The sequence below is a fragment of the Streptomyces tyrfis genome (assembly GCF_037034285.1).
In the GTDB taxonomy this organism is placed as follows: Bacteria; Actinomycetota; Actinomycetes; order Streptomycetales; family Streptomycetaceae; genus Streptomyces.
Genome location: NZ_JBAGJZ010000019.1, coordinates 14,532 through 31,522, shown reverse-complemented (window position 1 = coordinate 31,522; position 16,991 = coordinate 14,532). Strand labels below are relative to the sequence as shown.

Below are 16,991 nucleotides of genomic sequence, written 5' to 3'. Positions count from 1 at the left end.
CACATGACGGCATTCCGCCCGCAGGACATATCACGGCGCATGGGCCGCGCGGCGGGGTACGGAACGGAGGAACGCGGAGCCCGGAGCCCGGCGAGCCCGGAGCCCGGAGCCCGGAGCCGGAGTCCGGAGCTTGGAATCCGGAATCCGGAATCCGGAGCTTGGAGTCCGGGAAGGGAACGTCTTCGCGCGGGGCGGACGCCGTAAACGGAGAGGGCCCGGTGCCGGGCCCCCGAGGGGACCCGGCACCGGGCGGGCCGTCTGCTCTCCGCTGCCGCTTACGAGAAGGAGATGTTCTGCGAACCTCCCTCGCCCGAGTCGCTGCCCAGACCCACGGCACAGGTGCGCGCCTTGCAGTCCACCGTGCCCCACGGCGTGCCCTGCGCACCGGTGACGCCGTCGAACTTCGTGTACACCTTGATCTGCGCGGTGACCTTGCCGGAGGCGTCGGCGGTGGCGTCCACCGAGGTCGCCGGGTTGCAGGCCGCCACGTTGGACTCGACGTACGAGCACTGGCCGACGTGGTACACGGTGCCAGGCGTCAGGCCGGTCGCCGTGAGGGTGACCGCCGTGCCGTCGGCCAGGCCGCTCGCGGGGGTCACCGACACCGAGGGGGCGGCCATGGCGGAGGACTGCAGACCCACCGCGAGACCGATCGCGGCGGCGGCGGTGGCGCCGGCGCGGACGATGAGGCCGGCCTTGGTCTTCACGCTCATGTCATTTCTCCATTTCGCAGAGGGGGAAGGAACTCGAAGTTCCGGAAGAACCGTTCGCCATGAACGCTAATGACTTGCCTAAGTCGCTCTCATCTTCCAAATTGCGCTGGACGAAAGGCCCCTGGTAATGGCTGGGAACAGTCGTCGATCCGAAAATCGAGCACGCCTGAAGATGCGCCGGACTCCCCGCGCGCGAGACGCTGCTCGGTGATTCTGGTGATTCCGGAGAGCCGGGTGCGAGAAACCGGGCCCGCCCAGACGACGAAAGCTGAGGAAGCATGACTGTTGGCGATCCGCCCCGGGCCGGGCGGAAGGAGTGGCTGGGGCTCGCGGTCCTCTCCCTGCCCACCCTGCTCGTGGCCCTCGATGTCTTCGTACTTCTCCTGGCGCTGCCGCATCTGGCGGTGGATCTCCACGCGAACAGCACCCAGCAGCTGTGGATCATGGACATCTACGGATTCATGATCGTCGGCTTCCTGGTCACCATGGGCACGCTCGGCGACCGCATCGGCCGCCGCAAGCTCCTGCTCATCGGTGCCGCGGCCTTCGGGGCCGCCTCGGTGCTGGCCGCGTTCTCCACCAGCCCCGGCATGCTGATCGCCGCGCGCGTCGCCCTCGGCATCGCCGGCGCCACGCTGACGCCGTCGACGCTGGCGCTGATCAGCAACCTCTTCATGGACCCCAAGCAGCGCGCCATGGCCATCAGTGTGTGGGCCAGCCTCTTCCCGCTGGGCGCCATCATCGGGCCCATCATCGGCGGGGTGATGCTGGAGCACTTCTGGTGGGGGTCGGTGTTCCTGCTCGGGGTGCCCGCCATGGTGCTGCTGCTGATCGCCGGACCGAAGCTGCTGCCGGAGTTCCGCAACGAGAACGCGGGCAAGCTCGACCCGCTGAGCGTCGTGCTCACCCTGGGCGCCAGCGTTCCCGTCATCTACGGCATCAAGGAGCTGGCCCGCAACGGCTGGCATCCGGTGCCGGTGATCGCGCTCGTCGTCGGTGTGGCGCTGGGCGTGCTGTTCGTCCGCCGCCAGCGCACGCTCAGCGAACCGCTGCTGGACGTGGGCCTGTTCGCGCACAGCCGGTTCAGCGCCGCGCTCGTCGGCATGCTGGCCAACAGCGTGGTGGGCGGCACGGTCATGCTGCTGCTGACCCAGTACTTCCAGTCCGTGCAGGGACTGTCCCCGCTCAAGGCGGCGCTCGGCCTGATGCCCAGCATGGCGCTGGCCACCGTGGGCTTCATGGTGACGCCGATGCTGGCCCGCAAGATACGCCCGGCCTATGTGGTGGGCGGGGGCCTGGCCGGTGTGGTGGCCGTGCTCCTGGTGCTCGCGCGGATGGGCACCGGATCCGGAACGGCCACGCTGATCGTGGGCTTCGCCCTCTTCTCGTTCTTCGGCACCCCGGTCGTGGCCCTCGGCACCAACCTGGTCGTCGAGGTCGTCCCGCCGGAGAAGGCGGGCTCGGCCGGCTCGATGTCGCAGCTGGGCAACGAGTTCGGCGCCGCCCTCGGCGTCGCGACGCTGGGCACGCTGGGGCTCGCCGTCTATCGGAACGAGATCGCGGACCAGGTGCCCGCGGGCCTCCCGGCCGCCGCGGCCGACGCCGTCCGCGACAGCGTGGCCGGCGCCTCGGGCGCGGCGGCGAGCCTTCCCGACAAGCTCGCCGCGGCCCTGTCCGACCCGGTCCGTGAGGCGTTCATGGCCGGTCTGCACAGTGTGGCCGCCGTCGGCGCGGTCCTGATCGCCGCGGCCGGCCTCGCCTTCGTACTTCTGCTGAAGCACGTTCCGCCGATCGGCCAGGCCGAGGAGGACCCGGCGCCGGACGAGGACGCGCCGACGGGCGCCGCCCCGGAGGCGGACGGCACGCCCGGCGCGAAGACCGCCGTTCAAACCTCCGGAACGGACGGCGAACCGGTCGCCGTCCAGAAGGACGCGGGGCTCCCGGGCCGGGCCTGACCCGCACCCGCCGACGCCACCGCGCGAATCCACCGCACCACCGCCCTCCCGACCCTGAATCTCCGCCCCAGGGCCCCCGACCGGCACTCCCGCCGGCCGGGGGCCCGTCGCCGTACCGGCCACCGGCCGGGGGCCCGTCGCCGTACCGGCCCTGCACCGGTCCCGTACGGGCGACGGGGCGACTGGGCGACGCCGTTCACGACCCCGTTCGCGGGGCTGTTCATGCGCTGGCTGAAGTGGACCCCGGGAAACGGCGGTCAGCGTCGGGTGGTGGCGCCCGGACCGGGCACGCAGCCGGTCCGGGGCGGGGATCAACAAGGTGCTCGCCGCCGTGCGGACGTCCTGGTTCATGCCGTCGTGAACAAGGCTGCTCCGGCTTGGGTGTTGGAAGCCCATCCCGGCAGATCTCCTGCGCCATCGCCGAGGAGCTCGAAGCCGCGCGAGCCGCCGGCAGGGAGCCGACTCGGGCTCTGGACCAACCTCATTCCGGGCGGTCATGAGGTCACCGAACGGCACTACCGGGACAGAACGTTCGCGTTGTCCTCGAAGAGTTCCCGGGTACGACGCAGCAGGGCCTGTCGTACGGCCTCCGGTGACAGGACTCGCAGGGGTGTGGCCAGGCTGAGGAGGTACCTGGCGAGCCCATCCGCGTCGGGGCCACCGATGTCGACGATCGTGGCGTCGGGGCCTTCGGGACGGTGGGAACCGACTGTCGACGGGATCAGCCGCAGGGCTTGATCCATGGACACAGGGAGGCGGATCCTCGCTGAGAGCGGATAGGGGCCGGTCGCGACGGAGCGGGAGACCAGCAGCGCCGGGTCGGGTGGGTCGATGACTTCCACCCGGTGCCCCGTTGGCTGTAGTCGGTCGACCCTGTCGGCCCGGAAGGTCCGCCATTGGCCGCGCGTCACGTCCCGGGCGACGAAATACCACCGGCGGTCCGTGTGGACGAGCCGGTACGGGTCGACGTCCCGGACCGTGGCTTTTCCTTCCCGATCGCGGTACGACAGTCGGGCGCGCTCGCCCCGGCGGCATGCGGCGGCCAGTTCCAGCAGCATGCCGGGCCTGATCTGCGGCTCGCCGGGTCTGGGGGTGTGCACGAAGGCGGCGTCCATCTCGCCCACCCGGTCGGCGATCCGCTGCGGCAGAATCTGCCGCAGTTTCAGCAGCGCCGACAGCGCGGCCTGGTCGCCGCCGAGAACGCCGCTCAACGCCGCCTCGCGCAACCCGACAGCCACGGCAAGTGCTTCTTCGTCATCGAGGATCAGCGGCGGTATCCGGGAGCCGGCGCGGAGGCGATAGCCGCCCCATGGACCGGGATCGGACTCGATGGCGTAGCCGAGCTCACGGAGCTTGGCGATGTCCCGCCGCACGGTGCGCTCGGTGACCGCCATCCGGTCGGCCAGCTCACCGCAGGTCCACGACGGCCGGGCGGCCAGCAAGGAGACCATTCGCAGTAGACGAGCGGACGCGCTGATCACATCTGCAAGTGTTCCACATGACCAGGACCGAATCTGTCCTGGTCCCGCCGTAGCGTCTTCTCCATGAGCACCGGAAACACTTCCACACCCACGTTCCGCTACTCGGCGGTCACCTTCGACTGCCCGGACCCCGTCGAACTGGCCCGCTTCTACGGCGAGGTCCTCGGCCTGCCCGTCGTCTTCTCCAGCGACCACTTCGTCCTGCTCGGCCAGGAGGGCGCGGCCGGACTGGGATTCAACCGCCTGTCCGACTACCGCCGTCCCACCTGGCCGGACCCGACCCAGGAAAAGCAGGCCCACATCGAACTGGGCGTCGACGACTTGGATGCCGCCCAGGCCCGGCTCATCGCCCTGGGGGCCGTCAAGCCCGAATTCCAGCCGGACCCCGACCGGTGGCGAGTCCTGCTGGACCCCGCAGGTCACCCGTTCTGCATTTCCACCCTGGTCTGAGCACGACCCGCAAACCGATGACTCCGAGTGCGCACCCGGATTGGGGCAGCGCACCCGTGCTGTCCCGCCGGGGCAGTCAGGTTGCCGCGAAACCAGCGTGGCAGGTCGGTCGTCGGCTGTAGGAACACTCGGCCGGCCCGCGCTCACGGACGTGTGCCGGAGCGCGGGCCGCGTCCACGGGCGCGCGGACGGGTGGTCGGGCTACGCGGACGGTCGGGCTACGCGGGCTGCTCGGGCTGCTCAGGCAGTCTGATGGACAGCTTGTGGCGGAACTCGTCGCGAGGGTCGTAACGCTTCTTGACCTGCTGCAACCGCGCGTAGTTCTCCTTGTAGTAGAGCGTGTACCAGGGCACCCCGGAGGTGTTCCATCGCGGGTCGGCGAGGTCGGCGTCGGGGTAGTTGATGTACGAGCCGTCGTTGATCTCGCCGGGTACCGGCACGCCCCCGGTCTCCGCGTACACGTCGCCGTAGAACTCCCGGAGCTTGCCGATGTGGGTGGCGTCCTCGGCCTCGTCGGCCCAGGCCCCCATGAACGCGGCCTTCATGATCGAGTCGCGCTGCGCGATGGCCGTCGCGTCGGGGGCGACCGCGTTCACCTGGCCGCCGTACCCGATCAGGATGAAGTGGTACGGGTTGTGCTCGCCCCCGGACGTCAGGTGCCGGTAGACCGTCGCCAGCTGCTCCTCCTTGTAGCCCTTGCGCAGATACGCCGCCTTGATCTTGATGCGGCGCACGTCCTGGTTGCCGATGTCGCCGTAGTTCGGGTAGGCGGAGAAGTACAGCCAGGGCTTGAGGTTCTCGTGCCGCATCGGCTCGATGTCGACGCCCTCGCACACCGCGTCGAAGTACCCCCGGATCACGTCCGCCCCGCCCGGGACCGCTTCGTCGACCATCGCGCCGATCGACAGGATTCCGCCGTCGCGGTGCGACGCGTAGAAGAACGCCATGATCTGGGCGCCCGGCGCACCGGGCGCGCTGTTGCGCTCGAACCAGTCGCCGACGTTGCCGACGATCCGGGCGAAGTCCTGTTCCGACACCGCGTCCCACGGCCACGCCAGGTTCATGGTGCGCCAGGTGCCCGGCGCCTTCGGCAGCAGCTCGGCCGGGTCCGAGGAGGTGGCGCCGGGGGAGCGCACCCAGTAGCGGGTGACCACGCCGAAGCTCCCGCCGCCCGCGCCGGTGTGCGCCCACCACAGGTCGTGGTGCGGATCGGCGGGGTCGTCGGTGGCGACGACGGCACGGGCCCGCCCGTCCTCGTCGACGACCACGACCTCCACGGCGCTGATGTAGTCGACCACCGAGCCCAGCCGCCGCGACAGCGGACCGAAGCCGCCGCCGACGAAGTGGCCGCCCACCCCGACCTCGGTGCACTCGCCCGCGGGGAGCGTCACGTTCCAGCCCTTGAACAGCACGCGGTAGACGTGCCCGAGGGTCGCGCCCACCTCGATCGCGAACGCGCGCCGCGCCGGGTCGAAGGACACCCCGGTCATCTCCGACATGTCCAGCAGCACACCGCCGTCCGTGGACGCGGCGCCCTCGAAGCCGTGACCGCCGCTGCGGACGGTGATCCGCCTGCCCTCGGCGACGGCCCTGTTCACCGCTTCGACGACCTGGTCGGTGGTGGTCGCCACGCACACGTAGTCGAGGTTGCCGACGAACCGGTGGTTGCTGCCCCGCCGCAGGCTCTCGTACCTCGGGTCGTCCGCGGTGATGACGGACAGGCCCAGCGCCGCGGCGGGCGCCTGCGCGGCGTCGCCGCCGTCCTCTCCGGCGGATCGCCCGGTCTGGGATTCCCGGAACTCCACAGCGGTCACGTTGCTACCTCCAAGGCGTGTGGCGACGACGCCACGGTTCGGTGGTCGGGCTCGGGTGTCGGGGCGGGGTCGGGGTCCGGCTCGGGCTCGGGGTGTCGGGCCGGGTGCCGGCGTCCGTGCCGTGGTCATGCGCGGAGTCGGCGTCGGTACCGGTACCGGCGTCGTGGCGTGATCGTGCCCGCGCCAGGGCCGGAGCCGGAGCCGGGGCCGAAGTCGTGTGACGGGGCCAGGGCCGGTACCGGGGCCGGAGCCGACTCGACGTGGAGAAGCCTGCCTCCGGGACGTACACGGTGTCTTCTCCCCGCGTGCTGTATGCGGCGAGGTCGCGGCCATCATGGCGGTGGCCGCCGGGCCGGCGCGCACGCCGCACGAATGGGACGCCGCCGGGCCGTACGAGTAGGGCATCGTCGGCCCGTACGAGTGAGGCGTCGCAGCCCGCATGAGTGGGCCGCCGCCGGGCCGCACGAGCGAGGCGCCGCGGGCCGTCGGACGGACCGCGGCGGGAACACCGCAATCCAGGAGAGGACCGGCGAACCCCCCGGGTGCCACCATCACAACCGCATCCCCGAGTCCCCGAGCCCTGCTGGTTCGCGGTGGTACTCGGCGCCGGACCGATGACCGAGTACAGGAGGCGTGGCGTGAAGGTTGGCTTGGAACTTGGCGAGTTCGCATGGGAGGGCGGCCCGGCCCGGATGGGCGAGACGGTCGCGGGGATAGCCCGCACCGCCGACGACGCCGGATTCTCCCTGATCGGGGTCGGTGACCACCTCTGGCAGGGGCCCCACGCCGGCGGACCCGAGCAGCCGGTGCTCGAATGCTTCACCACGCTCGGCGTCATCGCCGCGCACACGAAGCGCGTCCTGCTCGCGCCCGTCGTCGCCGGAGTGCACTTCCGCGAACCGGCCGTGCTGGCCAAGATGGTGACCACCCTCGACGTGCTCTCCGGCGGCCGGGCGATGCTGGGCATCGGCGCGGGCTGGTACGAGGACGAGGCCGTCGGCATGGGCATCGCCTATCCCTCGACGGCGGAGCGCTTCGAACGGGTCGAGGAGGCCATCCGGATCTGCCTGAGCCTCTGGCAGGGCGAGCGCGGCGACGAGAAGCCGTTCGAGGGCGAGCACTACCGCCTGGAGCGCCCGCTGAACGTCCCGCAGAGCCTGACCCGCCCGCACCCGCCGATCCTCATCGGCGGCGGCGGGGAGCAGAAGACGCTGCGCCTGGTCGCCCGCTACGCGGACGCCTGCAACCTCTACCCCTCGCCCGATCTGGCGGACAAGCTGGACGTGCTGCGCAGGCACTGCGACGCCGAGGGCCGCGACTACGACGCCATCGAGAAGACCGTCATCCTCCCCGTCGATGTCATCGGCGACGTTGCGAAGGCCGACGAACTCACCGCGCTGCTAAGGCAGTTGACCGGGCTCGGCATCCGCACGGCGATCGGCATCCTCTCCGGCCCGGAGCCGGTGCGACAGGTCGAGATCATCGGGGAGAAGGTGATCCCCGCGGTGGCCGACGCGTAGTGCCGTCCCCGCTGATCCCGGTGTCCGGCAGTGCCCGCGGAGCGACGCCTTCGCGGGCACTGCCGCATGCCGGAAACCGCGCAATCTGGAAGTTGTCCGCACGGATGAACGCTCGGGACGATGAGTTCTCTCCCGCCCACATGTCTATGTGAGAGCACAACGTCCCCATGTCTAAGGAGAGTTCCCCCATGCGAGCATGGCTCGATCGAGCGGTCGCCGTACCCGGCGGCCGACGTGGAAAATGGCTGGTCCTCGCGGCCTGGCTGATCGCTGCCATGGCGCTCGGCGCACTGGCGGGCAAGCTGGGCGAGGTCCAGGACACCAGCGCCAACGCGTTCCTGCCGCGCGGAGCCGAATCCGCGCAGGTCAACACGGAGCTGGAGAAGTTCCGCACCGACGATCTGCTTCCCGCGGTCGCCGTCTACAGCACCGAGGGCGCCCTCACCGACGAGGTCCGGCAGAAGGTCGACGCCGACCGCACCGCCTTCGCCGACATCGCCGCGAAGGGCCAGCAGGTGCCGCCGGCCATCGCCTCCGCCGACGGCAAGGCGCTGATGCTCGTCGTGCCGCTGTCGGGCAAGGACCAGGCCGTCCTCGCCGACAAGGTCGACGAGATCCGCAGCGTCGCGGCCGCCCACGCGCCGCCCGGCCTCGACACCGAGGTCGGCGGTCCCGGCGGCGCCACCGCCGACGCGTTCACGGTCTTCGACTCGCTCGACGGCACCCTGATGATGGCCACCGGCCTCATCGTCATCGTCCTGCTCCTGCTCACCTACCGCAGCCCGGTGCTGTGGCTGGTCCCGGTGCTCGCCGTCGGATTCGCCTCCGTGCTGACCCAGGCCGGCACCTACCTGTTCGCCAAGTACGCCGGACTCCAGGTCGACCCGCAGAGTTCCGGCGTCCTGATGGTGCTGGTCTTCGGCATCGGCACGGACTACGCGCTGCTGCTCATCGCCCGCTACCGCGAGGAACTCCACCTCCAGGAGGACCGCCACGAGGCGATGAAGACCGCCCTGCGCCGCTCCGGCCCGGCGATCCTCGCCTCCGCCGGCACCATCGCGGTCGGCCTGGCCTGCCTCGGTTTCGCGGACATCAACTCCTCCCGTTCCATGGGCCTGGTCGGTGTGATCGGTGTGATCTGCGGCTTCCTCGCGATGATCACCGCCCTTCCGGCGCTGCTCGTCATCTGCGGGCGCTGGGTGTTCTGGCCGCTGGTGCCGCGCCACGGCACGCCCGTCCACAAGTCCCGTACGGTCTGGGAGCGCGTCGGCAACGCCGTGGCCGCCCACCCCCGCCGCTCCTGGCTGATGTCGCTCGCCGTCACCGCTGTCCTCGCGCTCAGTGCCTTCGGCATCAACATGGGCCTGGCCCAGACCGACTGGTTCCAGAACAAGCCGGAGTCCGTCGTCGCCCAGGAGACGCTTTCCGCGCACTTCCCGTCGGGAGCCGGCGACCCGGCGATCATCATCGCGAAGACCTCCGAGGTGGACGCGGTGACGAAGGCGGCCGAGAGCACGAAGGGGGTCTCGGACGTCAAGGTCGTCGGCCGCACCCAGGACGGCGGTCTCACCCAGTTGTCCGCGGTCCTTCCGGGCACCCCGGACAGCGACGCCGCCAAGGACGCCGTCAAGGACCTGCGGAAGCACACCGACGCACTGGTCGGCGGAACCGCGGCCCAGGCCCTGGACAAGCAGCTCGCCACCGAACGCGACCTGTCGGTCGTCGCTCCGCTGGTCCTGCTCGTCGTCCTGATCGTGCTGGTCTGGCTGCTGCGGGCGGTCGTCGCCCCGGTGCTGCTGCTGGCGACGGTCGTCGTCTCGTACTTCGCCGCCCTCGGCGCTGCCAACCTCTACTTCGAGCACATCATGGGCTACTCCGGGGTGGACTGGACGATCCCGTTGCTCGGCTTCGTCTTCCTCGTGGCGCTCGGCATCGACTACAACATCTTCCTCATGCACCGGGTCAAGGAGGAGGCCGCCCTGCACGGCCACCGGCGGGGCGTCATCACCGGCCTCAGCAGCACCGGAGGCGTCATCACCTCGGCGGGCCTGGTGCTGGCCGCGACCTTCGCCGTGTTCGCGGGGCTCCCGCTGGTGTCCATGGCCCAGATGGGCGTGGTCGTCGGCATCGGCATCCTGATCGACACGTTCCTGGTCCGCACGGTCCTGGTGCCGGCCCTCGCGCTCGACCTGGGCCGCCGCTGGTGGTGGCCGGGCGCGCTGGCCACGGCCGCACCGGCGTCGGCGCGGTCCGCGGGCACGCCGTCCGAGGACGACCCGGAGCGTGATCTGGAACGCGTCTGACCAACGCGAATCACCCGCGATCACCCGCGATCACCCGTGAGACACCGCGATCACCCGTGAATCACCTGCGATCACTCGTGAGTCACCCGTGAGTCACCTGCGAACGGGTCCGGACCGACCGCGCTCCGGGGTACGGCGGCCGACGCCGTGCCCCGGAGCGCGCGCGTGCGCCCTCGTGCCGCGTACCGGCACCTGACCGCGCGTTCCACGCCGTACCGGGTCCGGCCCGTTTCGGAAACGGTGGGCCCGGCCCGGGACCGTGGGCCCGGCCCGGGACCGTGGGGCCGGCCCGGGGCGGCGGGACCGAAGCCGGGTCAGGCCGGTGGCACGAGGGCGGACAGCGGCGTCTTTGCCGCGTCCGCCGCGGGACGCGACAGATACAACGCGGTGTGGAAGTACCCGTCGGTCTCCTTGCCGCTCGGGTCCTCACCGGCCGCGCCCACCGCGGCGACCGCGTACCGCCGTTCCCGCTCGCTGGTGAAGCGGCGTTGCGGGAAGGTGCGCCCGGTGGCCTTCTCGGTGGTGAGGCCGTACGACGTCAGACAGTCGGCGATGGACTGGTAGGAGCCGGTGCGCAGCACGAACGAGGCGACCCACACCGGGCCGTCGACGCTCTCCAGGAGGGGCCGGAAGGTGCGCGGCGACAGAAAGCTGGCCCCGCCGGTGATCGTGATCAGCCGCGTGTGCCGTACGGCCCGGCGCAGGGCCGGGCCGGCCGGCGCGGTCTCCAGGTTCTCCGCGAACCCCTCGTCCAGCAGGCCCACGGCACGTGCGTAGGAGATGGCGCGAGGGGCGGCGTCCAGGCCGATGACGCGCACCGCGTCCGGGCGTCGCCGGGCCGCGTAGAACTCCTTGTCCCACTCGATCAGCTCGGCGGGAGTCAGCGCGGCGGCCTGCGGCGAGGTGTAGTGGACGTGCAGGTCGTCCCAGGTCAGATGATGGTTGAGCAGAGCGGCGTTGAAGCCGTACGAGCAGCAGAGGTCCAGCACCGCGGCCGACCCCGCCGGGTCCCGCTCGGGTGCGCGGGCGTCGAGCACGCGCCGGAAGACGCCCTGCGCGTGGTGGGGCGTCCGGTACTCCCACGGCCCCAGCGCGCGGAAGTACGCGCGCGGATCCGGCTGGTCGTAGATGTCGTCGAACGGGGTCATGCCCCCGGCGGCGGTGTCCTCCAACGAGACGTCTCCGGCGGCGGGACCGTCGAACGCGGCGTTTCCGGCGGCGGGGTCCGGCTCGGCGGGGGAACCACCGGCCGCGGGCGGTCCCGGGTCCTTCGGCTGTGCAGGGGTCATCGCGTGTCCCTTCCCTCTCTACCGTTCGATTCGATACCGCCCTACCCACCTTCCGCACCGAATCGATGCCCGACGCCGCCGGACGGGCACAGGACCGACGTCGAACCGGCCACCGCCCGGCACGGGCCGGCCGCGCCCAACCCGCCCGCACAGCAGCGCACTTCAGAAGATGGGCCACCGCCTCCCGTGCGCGACGATGAACTGCCGCGGGCCACGGGCTGGGCCGTGCCCGCTCACGAGGGGAGGACCTGCCGTGCTGGGTGACGAGGACGGGACGGCCGCCGCACTCTGGTCGATGGCGAGCCTGGGCACCCCGATGGCCGTCCGGGTGGCCGCGACACTGCGGCTCGCGGACCACATCGCGGCCGGGCGGCACACCGCGCGGGAACTCGCCGGCGCGGTCGGCGCGCACGCCGAAGCGCTCGAACGGCTGCTGCGCTACCTCAGCGTGCGCGGCGTCCTGGACCGCGACGACACCACCGGCCACTACTCCCTGACGGCCCTGGGACAACCCCTGCGGGACGACCACCCGGCCGGGATCCGGGCGTGGTTCGACATCGAGGGCGGCGGCCGCGGCGAGCTGTCGTTCGTCGAGCTGCTGCACAGCGTGCGCACCGGCGAGGCCGCCTTCCCGGTGCTCTACGGGCGTCCCTACTGGGAGGACCTGACCGCCGACCCCGACCGGGCCGCCTCCTTCAACAAGCTCCTCGGCGACGACGTCGCGTCCCGCGCACCCGGCGTCGTGGCCGGATTCGACTGGGCGTCGCTGGGCCATGTCATCGACGTCGGCGGCGGCGACGGGTCCCTGCTGACCGCCCTGCTGCGCGCCAATCCGGGCCTGCGTGGGACGGTCGTCGACCTCCCGGACGCCGCGCTCACGGCGAAGGAGTCCTTCGCCGCCTCCGGCCTGGGCGACCGCGCCGACGCGGTGGCGGGCAGCTTCTTCGACCCGCTGCCCGCGGGCGCCGGCGGCTATGTGCTCTCGCTGGTCCTGCACGACTGGGACGACGAGGCGGCCACCGCCATCCTGCGGCGCTGCGGCGAGGCCGCCGGACCCACCGGGTCGGTGTTCGTCATCGAATCGATCGGCCCCGACGGCGACGCCCCGCACACCGGAATGGACCTGCGCATGCTGTGCGTCTACGGGGCCAGGGAACGCGGCGTCGCGGAGTTCGCGGAACTGGCCGGGGCGGCCGGGCTCCAGGTGGTGGCGGTCCACCCCGCCGGCCCGTCCGCGATCATCCAACTGGCCGCCGCCTGAACGCGCCCGCGCCGCCCACGATCGACCGCGCGCACATCGCCACCAGCCGCCTACGTCATGACGAGCCGCGCACGCCACCATCAGCCGTACGCCACCACGAGCCGCGCACGTCGCCATCAGCCGCTACATCACCACGAGCCGCGCACGTCACCATCAACCGCTACATCACCACGAGCCGCGCACGTCACCACGAGGAGACACCCCATGTCCGGGCCGGCCCCTTCCCTGACCGAGGCGTTCGCTGCCCTGGGCACCCCCGGGGGACGCCAGGACCCCTACCCCCTGTACGAGGCGATCAGGGCCCACGGGAACATCGCGCGGCTCAAGCCCGGCCGACTGGTCGTGACCGGCTACGAGGAGTGCGCCCGCGCCCTGCGCGACGCCCGGCTGCACGTTCAGGACGCCGAGGGCTACGACGCCGTCAGGCCCGGCTGGCGCGCGCACTCCTCGCTGCGCGCGTTCACCAGCTCCATGCTGTACAGCAATCCGCCCGACCACACCCGGCTGCGCAACCTGGTGAGCTTCGCGTTCACCCCGCCCCGGATCCGCGAACTCCGCACCGTCGTCGAGGAGATGGCCGACCGGCTGCTCGACCGCGCGGCCCGTCTCGGTGCGGACGGCGCCTCCGTCGACCTCATCGCGGAGTTCGCCTCCCGGCTGCCCGTCGCCGTCATCAGCACCATGCTCGGCTTCCCCGAGGACGACCAGGTCTGGTTCCGCGAGATGGCGTCCACCATCGCCGTCTCCACGGACGGCTTCGCGGACCCCGGCGCCCTGCACCGGGCCGACGCCGCGATGGACGACCTGAGCGCCTACTTCGCCGCGCTCGTCGACCACCGTCGCCGCCACCCGGCCGACGACCTTGTCACCCTCATCGCCGACACCCACGACACCCGCCCGGACCGGCTCAGCCGCGACGAGCTGATGGGCACCCTCATGGTGCTGCTCACCGCGGGCTTCGAGACGACCAGCTTCCTCATCGGCCACGGAGTCCTGCTCGCCCTGGACCATCCCGCGTACGCCCAACGCCTATGCCGTGAACCGGACTTCGCGGACCGGTACGTCGAGGAGATCCTGCGCTACGAGCCCCCCGTGCACGTCACCAGCCGCCGGGCCGCCGCCGACACCGAACTCCTCGGCACCCCCGTGCCCGCCGGCACCGGGCTCGTCCTCGTCCTGGCCGCCGCCAACCGGGACGCCCGCCGCTTCACCGATCCGGGACGCTTCGACCCGGACCGCGTGGCCGGGCAGCCGCTCAGCTTCGGCGCCGGGGCACACTACTGCCTCGGCGCCCCGCTGGCCCGCCTCGAAGCCGGGATCGCCCTGACCCGGCTGCTGCGCCGCTTCCCCGCGCTCACCCGCGTAGAACCGCCCGTCTACCGCGATCGCTGGGTCGTGCGCGGCCTCGACACCTTCCCCGTCGCCCTCGGCGCCTGACGACCCGCGCCCGCCACCGGGCCCGCCGCGCTGCGCGCCGGCGCGTCCGCGCGCGCGGACGCCCGTACGCCCGTACGCGGGACGACGACACCTCCACCGCGTACGCATGGGTACGGCCGCCCGCGCGCATCCTCGGAACTGCGCCGTTCCCACACGTCGCCGCCGAATGCCGCACAGCATTTACGGAGATGCGTCCGAATACCCCGAGCCATGACGATTTCGGAAAGTCGACGGGCCACAAGACGCAGGGAAGCGTGCTGGAGCGGCGGACGACCGTCCTTCGGACTTTGCCGCGCGCCGGATGTGCTCGCCGCCGGAACCGGGCGGTCTCCGCCGCCGGAACCGCGCAGTCTCCGCTGCCGGATCCGTGCGGATTCCGCTGCCAGGACCGCGCAGGCTCCATGGCCGACGCCGCCGACCGCCGCCGAATCCTTCGAAGGAGACATGTCGTGACAGCAGCACTGAAGATCCTCGCGATCAACGGATCCGAGCGGGACGGCAACACCGCCGATGTCCTCCGGCACGCCGCCCGGACCGCGGGGGAGCGCGGCATCGACTTCGAGACCGTCGACCTCCGCGAGATCCGGATGGAGCGCTGCGGCCCGTGCGGCGACTGCAACGACCGGCCGGTGCCCTGCGCGCTTGCGGACGACGTCCCCGGTGTGGTGCGGAAAATGATCGAGGCGGACGGCATCGTCTTCGCCGCGCCCGTCCACGGCTTCGGCACCGCCAGCCTGATGCAGACCTTCATCGAACGGGCCGGGGTGGGGTTCCTGCGTTTCGACCGGCCGCTGACCAACAAGGTCGCCGGGATCATCTCCGTCGCCCGCCGCTACAGCGCCGGCGAGGTATGGGCCCAGCTCACCGTGAACGCCCTGCTCAACCGGATGATCGTCGTCGGCAGCGGCTTCCCCGCCACCGTGCACGCCCTGCACCGGGGCGACGCCGCCAAGGACGACGAGGGCCTCAAGAACGTCTCCCGCATGCTCGAGCGCATGGCCGACATGATGGAACTGCTCGACGAGCACCGCCGGCTGACTGGCCGCGAGAACCCCCTCGCCGCCCACGAGGTCAACGAGCGGGTCGGCCTCGCCCTCAACGAGCTGCAGGTGCAGCCGTGAACACCGCCCTCGCTCCCACCGCCACCGCCCCCGCCCCGGACCCCGCCCCCGCCCCCGCCGCTCCCACCGACACCGCCGCCGGCAGAACCGAAACGGCCGGGACAGCCGAAACGGCCAGGAGGACGGACGGCGACCTCCGGGCCTTCCTCGACACCTACCGGCGCCTCAGCCGCGCCTACCACGACGGGACCCTGACCGACGCCGAACTGGCCCGCTGGCGCGCCGAACGGCTGACCGCCGTACTGCGGCACGTCACGGAACGCTCCCCGTTCTACCGGCGGCACCTGGCCGGTGCGGACATCGAGCGGGTGACCCCTCGGACCCTCTCCGCGCTGCCCTTCACCACCAAGGACGACCTGCGCCGCGAGATGTACGACGTGCTCTCCGGCGGCATCGCCGAGGCGAGCATCTACTACGAGACCAACGGGACCACCGGCACGGCCACCCCCTGCCCGCGCGGCGCGAAGGACATCGCGACGTCCAACGCGGCCGTCGAGGAGTCGTGGCGACACCTCTTCCGCGCCCGCTTCGGCGACCGCATGCCGGTCATCGGGCTCATGGGGCCTTCCGAACTGTACGCGTTCGGGGACGTGTTCACCGCCGTGGCGGCCTCGCTCGGCGCCTGCCACGTCAAGATCTGGCCCGAGTCACCGCGGGTCGGCTTCCGCAAGGCGCTGCGACTGATCGAGGAACTCGGCGTCGAGGTCGTCGTCTGCGCCCCGGCCCTCTGCCTCAGCCTGGCCAAGGCCGCCCAGCACTACGGCTACGACCTGTCCCGGCTGCCGGTGAAGCTGTTCCTGGTGCTCGGGGAGATCTGCACCCCGCAGTTCGCCGCCAATGTGTCCTCCGTCTGGCCGGACGCGGTGGTCCGGCCCGCGCTGTACGGCTCGCAGGAGGCGTTGTGCATCGCCACCGGCGCGGACACCGGCGCACTCCATCTCTCCGGTCCCAACTACATCGCCGAACTGATCGACCCCGACACCGGGGCCGCCCTCGGCGAACTGGGCGAGGGCGAACTGGTCCTGACGATGCTGATCGACGGCATCAAGCCCCTGATCCGCTACCGCACCGGTGACCTGGTCCGCCTCACCCCCGCACCGCCCGGCTCGGCACTCCCCGGCCCGGTCGTCGAGGTCGTCGGACGCGCCGCCGACCGCATCGCCCTCGGTGACACCCTCCTGCGCCCCGCCGAACTCGAATCCGCCGTGCTGGAACGCGTACGGGGCTGTTTCGGCTACCAGGTCGTCATCGACCGCGCCCCCGACGGCGGCGACACGGTCACCGTGTACCTGGACCTGACCGCCACCACCAGCCGTACCGACACCAGCCGTACCGACACGGCGAGCGGCCGTACCGACACCAGCCGTACCGACACCACCAGCCGCACCGACACGGCGAGCGACCGCACGGCGAGCGACCGCACCGCCCGCGCCGTCGCCGCCGCCCTGCGGAAACGCATCGGCCCCCACGTCGGCATCACCGTCGAGACCGGCACCGACATCGACCCCGTGACCCACACCGGCTCGTTCGTCAGCTGGAAGGCGGCCCGGGTCCTCGACCGCCGCTCCGCACCCGACACGGCGGCCCGGACCGCCCAGCAGGTCGCACACCGCTACGCGATCACCACGTGAACCGAAGGACCGAGCG

12 protein-coding genes are annotated in these 16,991 nt (G+C 71.7%); 8 read left to right on the top strand and 4 right to left on the bottom strand.

The window, feature by feature from the left end:
- Positions 1-275: 275 nt before the first annotated feature.
- Entirely contained in the window at positions 276-713 is a 438-nt protein-coding gene (locus WA762_RS16545; protein ID WP_335936493.1) for an enediyne antibiotic chromoprotein, read from the bottom strand.
- Between the two features lie 278 nt (positions 714-991).
- Between WA762_RS16545 and WA762_RS16540 the strand changes: the two genes are divergently transcribed.
- Positions 992-2,668 carry an MFS transporter gene (locus WA762_RS16540; RefSeq protein ID WP_335936492.1) on the top strand — a complete coding sequence of 559 codons (1,677 nt, stop codon included), beginning with the start codon at positions 992-994 and terminating at the stop codon, positions 2,666-2,668.
- A 515-nt stretch (positions 2,669-3,183) separates the two neighbouring features.
- Here the strand turns inward: WA762_RS16540 and WA762_RS16535 are convergent.
- The gene (locus WA762_RS16535; RefSeq protein WP_335936491.1) at positions 3,184-4,119 is read right to left on the bottom strand and encodes a helix-turn-helix transcriptional regulator; all 936 of its coding nucleotides are present in this window, start codon (positions 4,117-4,119) and stop codon (positions 3,184-3,186) included.
- Positions 4,120-4,212: 93 nt separating this feature from the next.
- Between WA762_RS16535 and WA762_RS16530 the strand changes: the two genes are divergently transcribed.
- Complete coding sequence (locus tag WA762_RS16530; protein ID WP_335936490.1) at positions 4,213-4,599, top strand: VOC family protein; 387 nt, start codon at positions 4,213-4,215, stop codon at positions 4,597-4,599.
- Between the two features lie 218 nt (positions 4,600-4,817).
- Here the strand turns inward: WA762_RS16530 and WA762_RS16525 are convergent, their stop codons facing one another.
- Positions 4,818-6,413, bottom strand: coding sequence for an FAD-binding oxidoreductase (locus WA762_RS16525; RefSeq protein ID WP_335936489.1), 1,596 nt, complete (start codon positions 6,411-6,413; stop codon positions 4,818-4,820).
- 638 nt (positions 6,414-7,051) lie between these two features.
- On the opposite strand from WA762_RS16525, the gene WA762_RS16520 reads away from it, so the two are divergent.
- Both WA762_RS16520 and WA762_RS16515 read left to right on the top strand, forming a co-directional pair.
- Positions 7,052-7,933, top strand: a complete 882-nt coding sequence (locus WA762_RS16520) for an LLM class F420-dependent oxidoreductase (protein WP_335936488.1) — start codon at positions 7,052-7,054, stop codon at positions 7,931-7,933.
- A gap of 188 nt (positions 7,934-8,121) precedes the next feature.
- Complete coding sequence (locus WA762_RS16515) at positions 8,122-10,236, top strand: MMPL family transporter (RefSeq protein WP_335936487.1); 2,115 nt, start codon at positions 8,122-8,124, stop codon at positions 10,234-10,236.
- Positions 10,237-10,550: 314 nt separating this feature from the next.
- Here WA762_RS16515 and WA762_RS16510 read toward each other — a convergent pair whose 3' ends face one another.
- Positions 10,551-11,525, bottom strand: a complete 975-nt coding sequence (locus tag WA762_RS16510) for a hypothetical protein (RefSeq protein ID WP_335936486.1) — start codon at positions 11,523-11,525, stop codon at positions 10,551-10,553.
- Positions 11,526-11,781: 256 nt separating this feature from the next.
- Between WA762_RS16510 and WA762_RS16505 the strand changes: the two genes are divergently transcribed.
- From WA762_RS16505 to WA762_RS16490, 4 genes are all read left to right on the top strand, one after another.
- Complete coding sequence (locus WA762_RS16505) at positions 11,782-12,786, top strand: methyltransferase (RefSeq protein WP_335936592.1); 1,005 nt, start codon at positions 11,782-11,784, stop codon at positions 12,784-12,786.
- A 204-nt stretch (positions 12,787-12,990) separates the two neighbouring features.
- A complete protein-coding gene (locus WA762_RS16500; protein ID WP_335936485.1) occupies positions 12,991-14,223 on the top strand; it encodes a cytochrome P450 in 1,233 nt (410 codons plus the stop codon).
- Positions 14,224-14,672: 449 nt separating this feature from the next.
- Positions 14,673-15,344 carry a flavodoxin family protein gene (locus WA762_RS16495; RefSeq protein ID WP_335936484.1) on the top strand — a complete coding sequence of 224 codons (672 nt, stop codon included), beginning with the start codon at positions 14,673-14,675 and terminating at the stop codon, positions 15,342-15,344.
- Positions 15,345-15,535: 191 nt separating this feature from the next.
- Positions 15,536-16,975 (top strand): phenylacetate--CoA ligase family protein, encoded by a 1,440-nt coding sequence (locus WA762_RS16490; protein WP_443080611.1) that lies wholly within the window; start codon positions 15,536-15,538, stop codon positions 16,973-16,975.
- Positions 16,976-16,991: the final 16 nt, after the last annotated feature.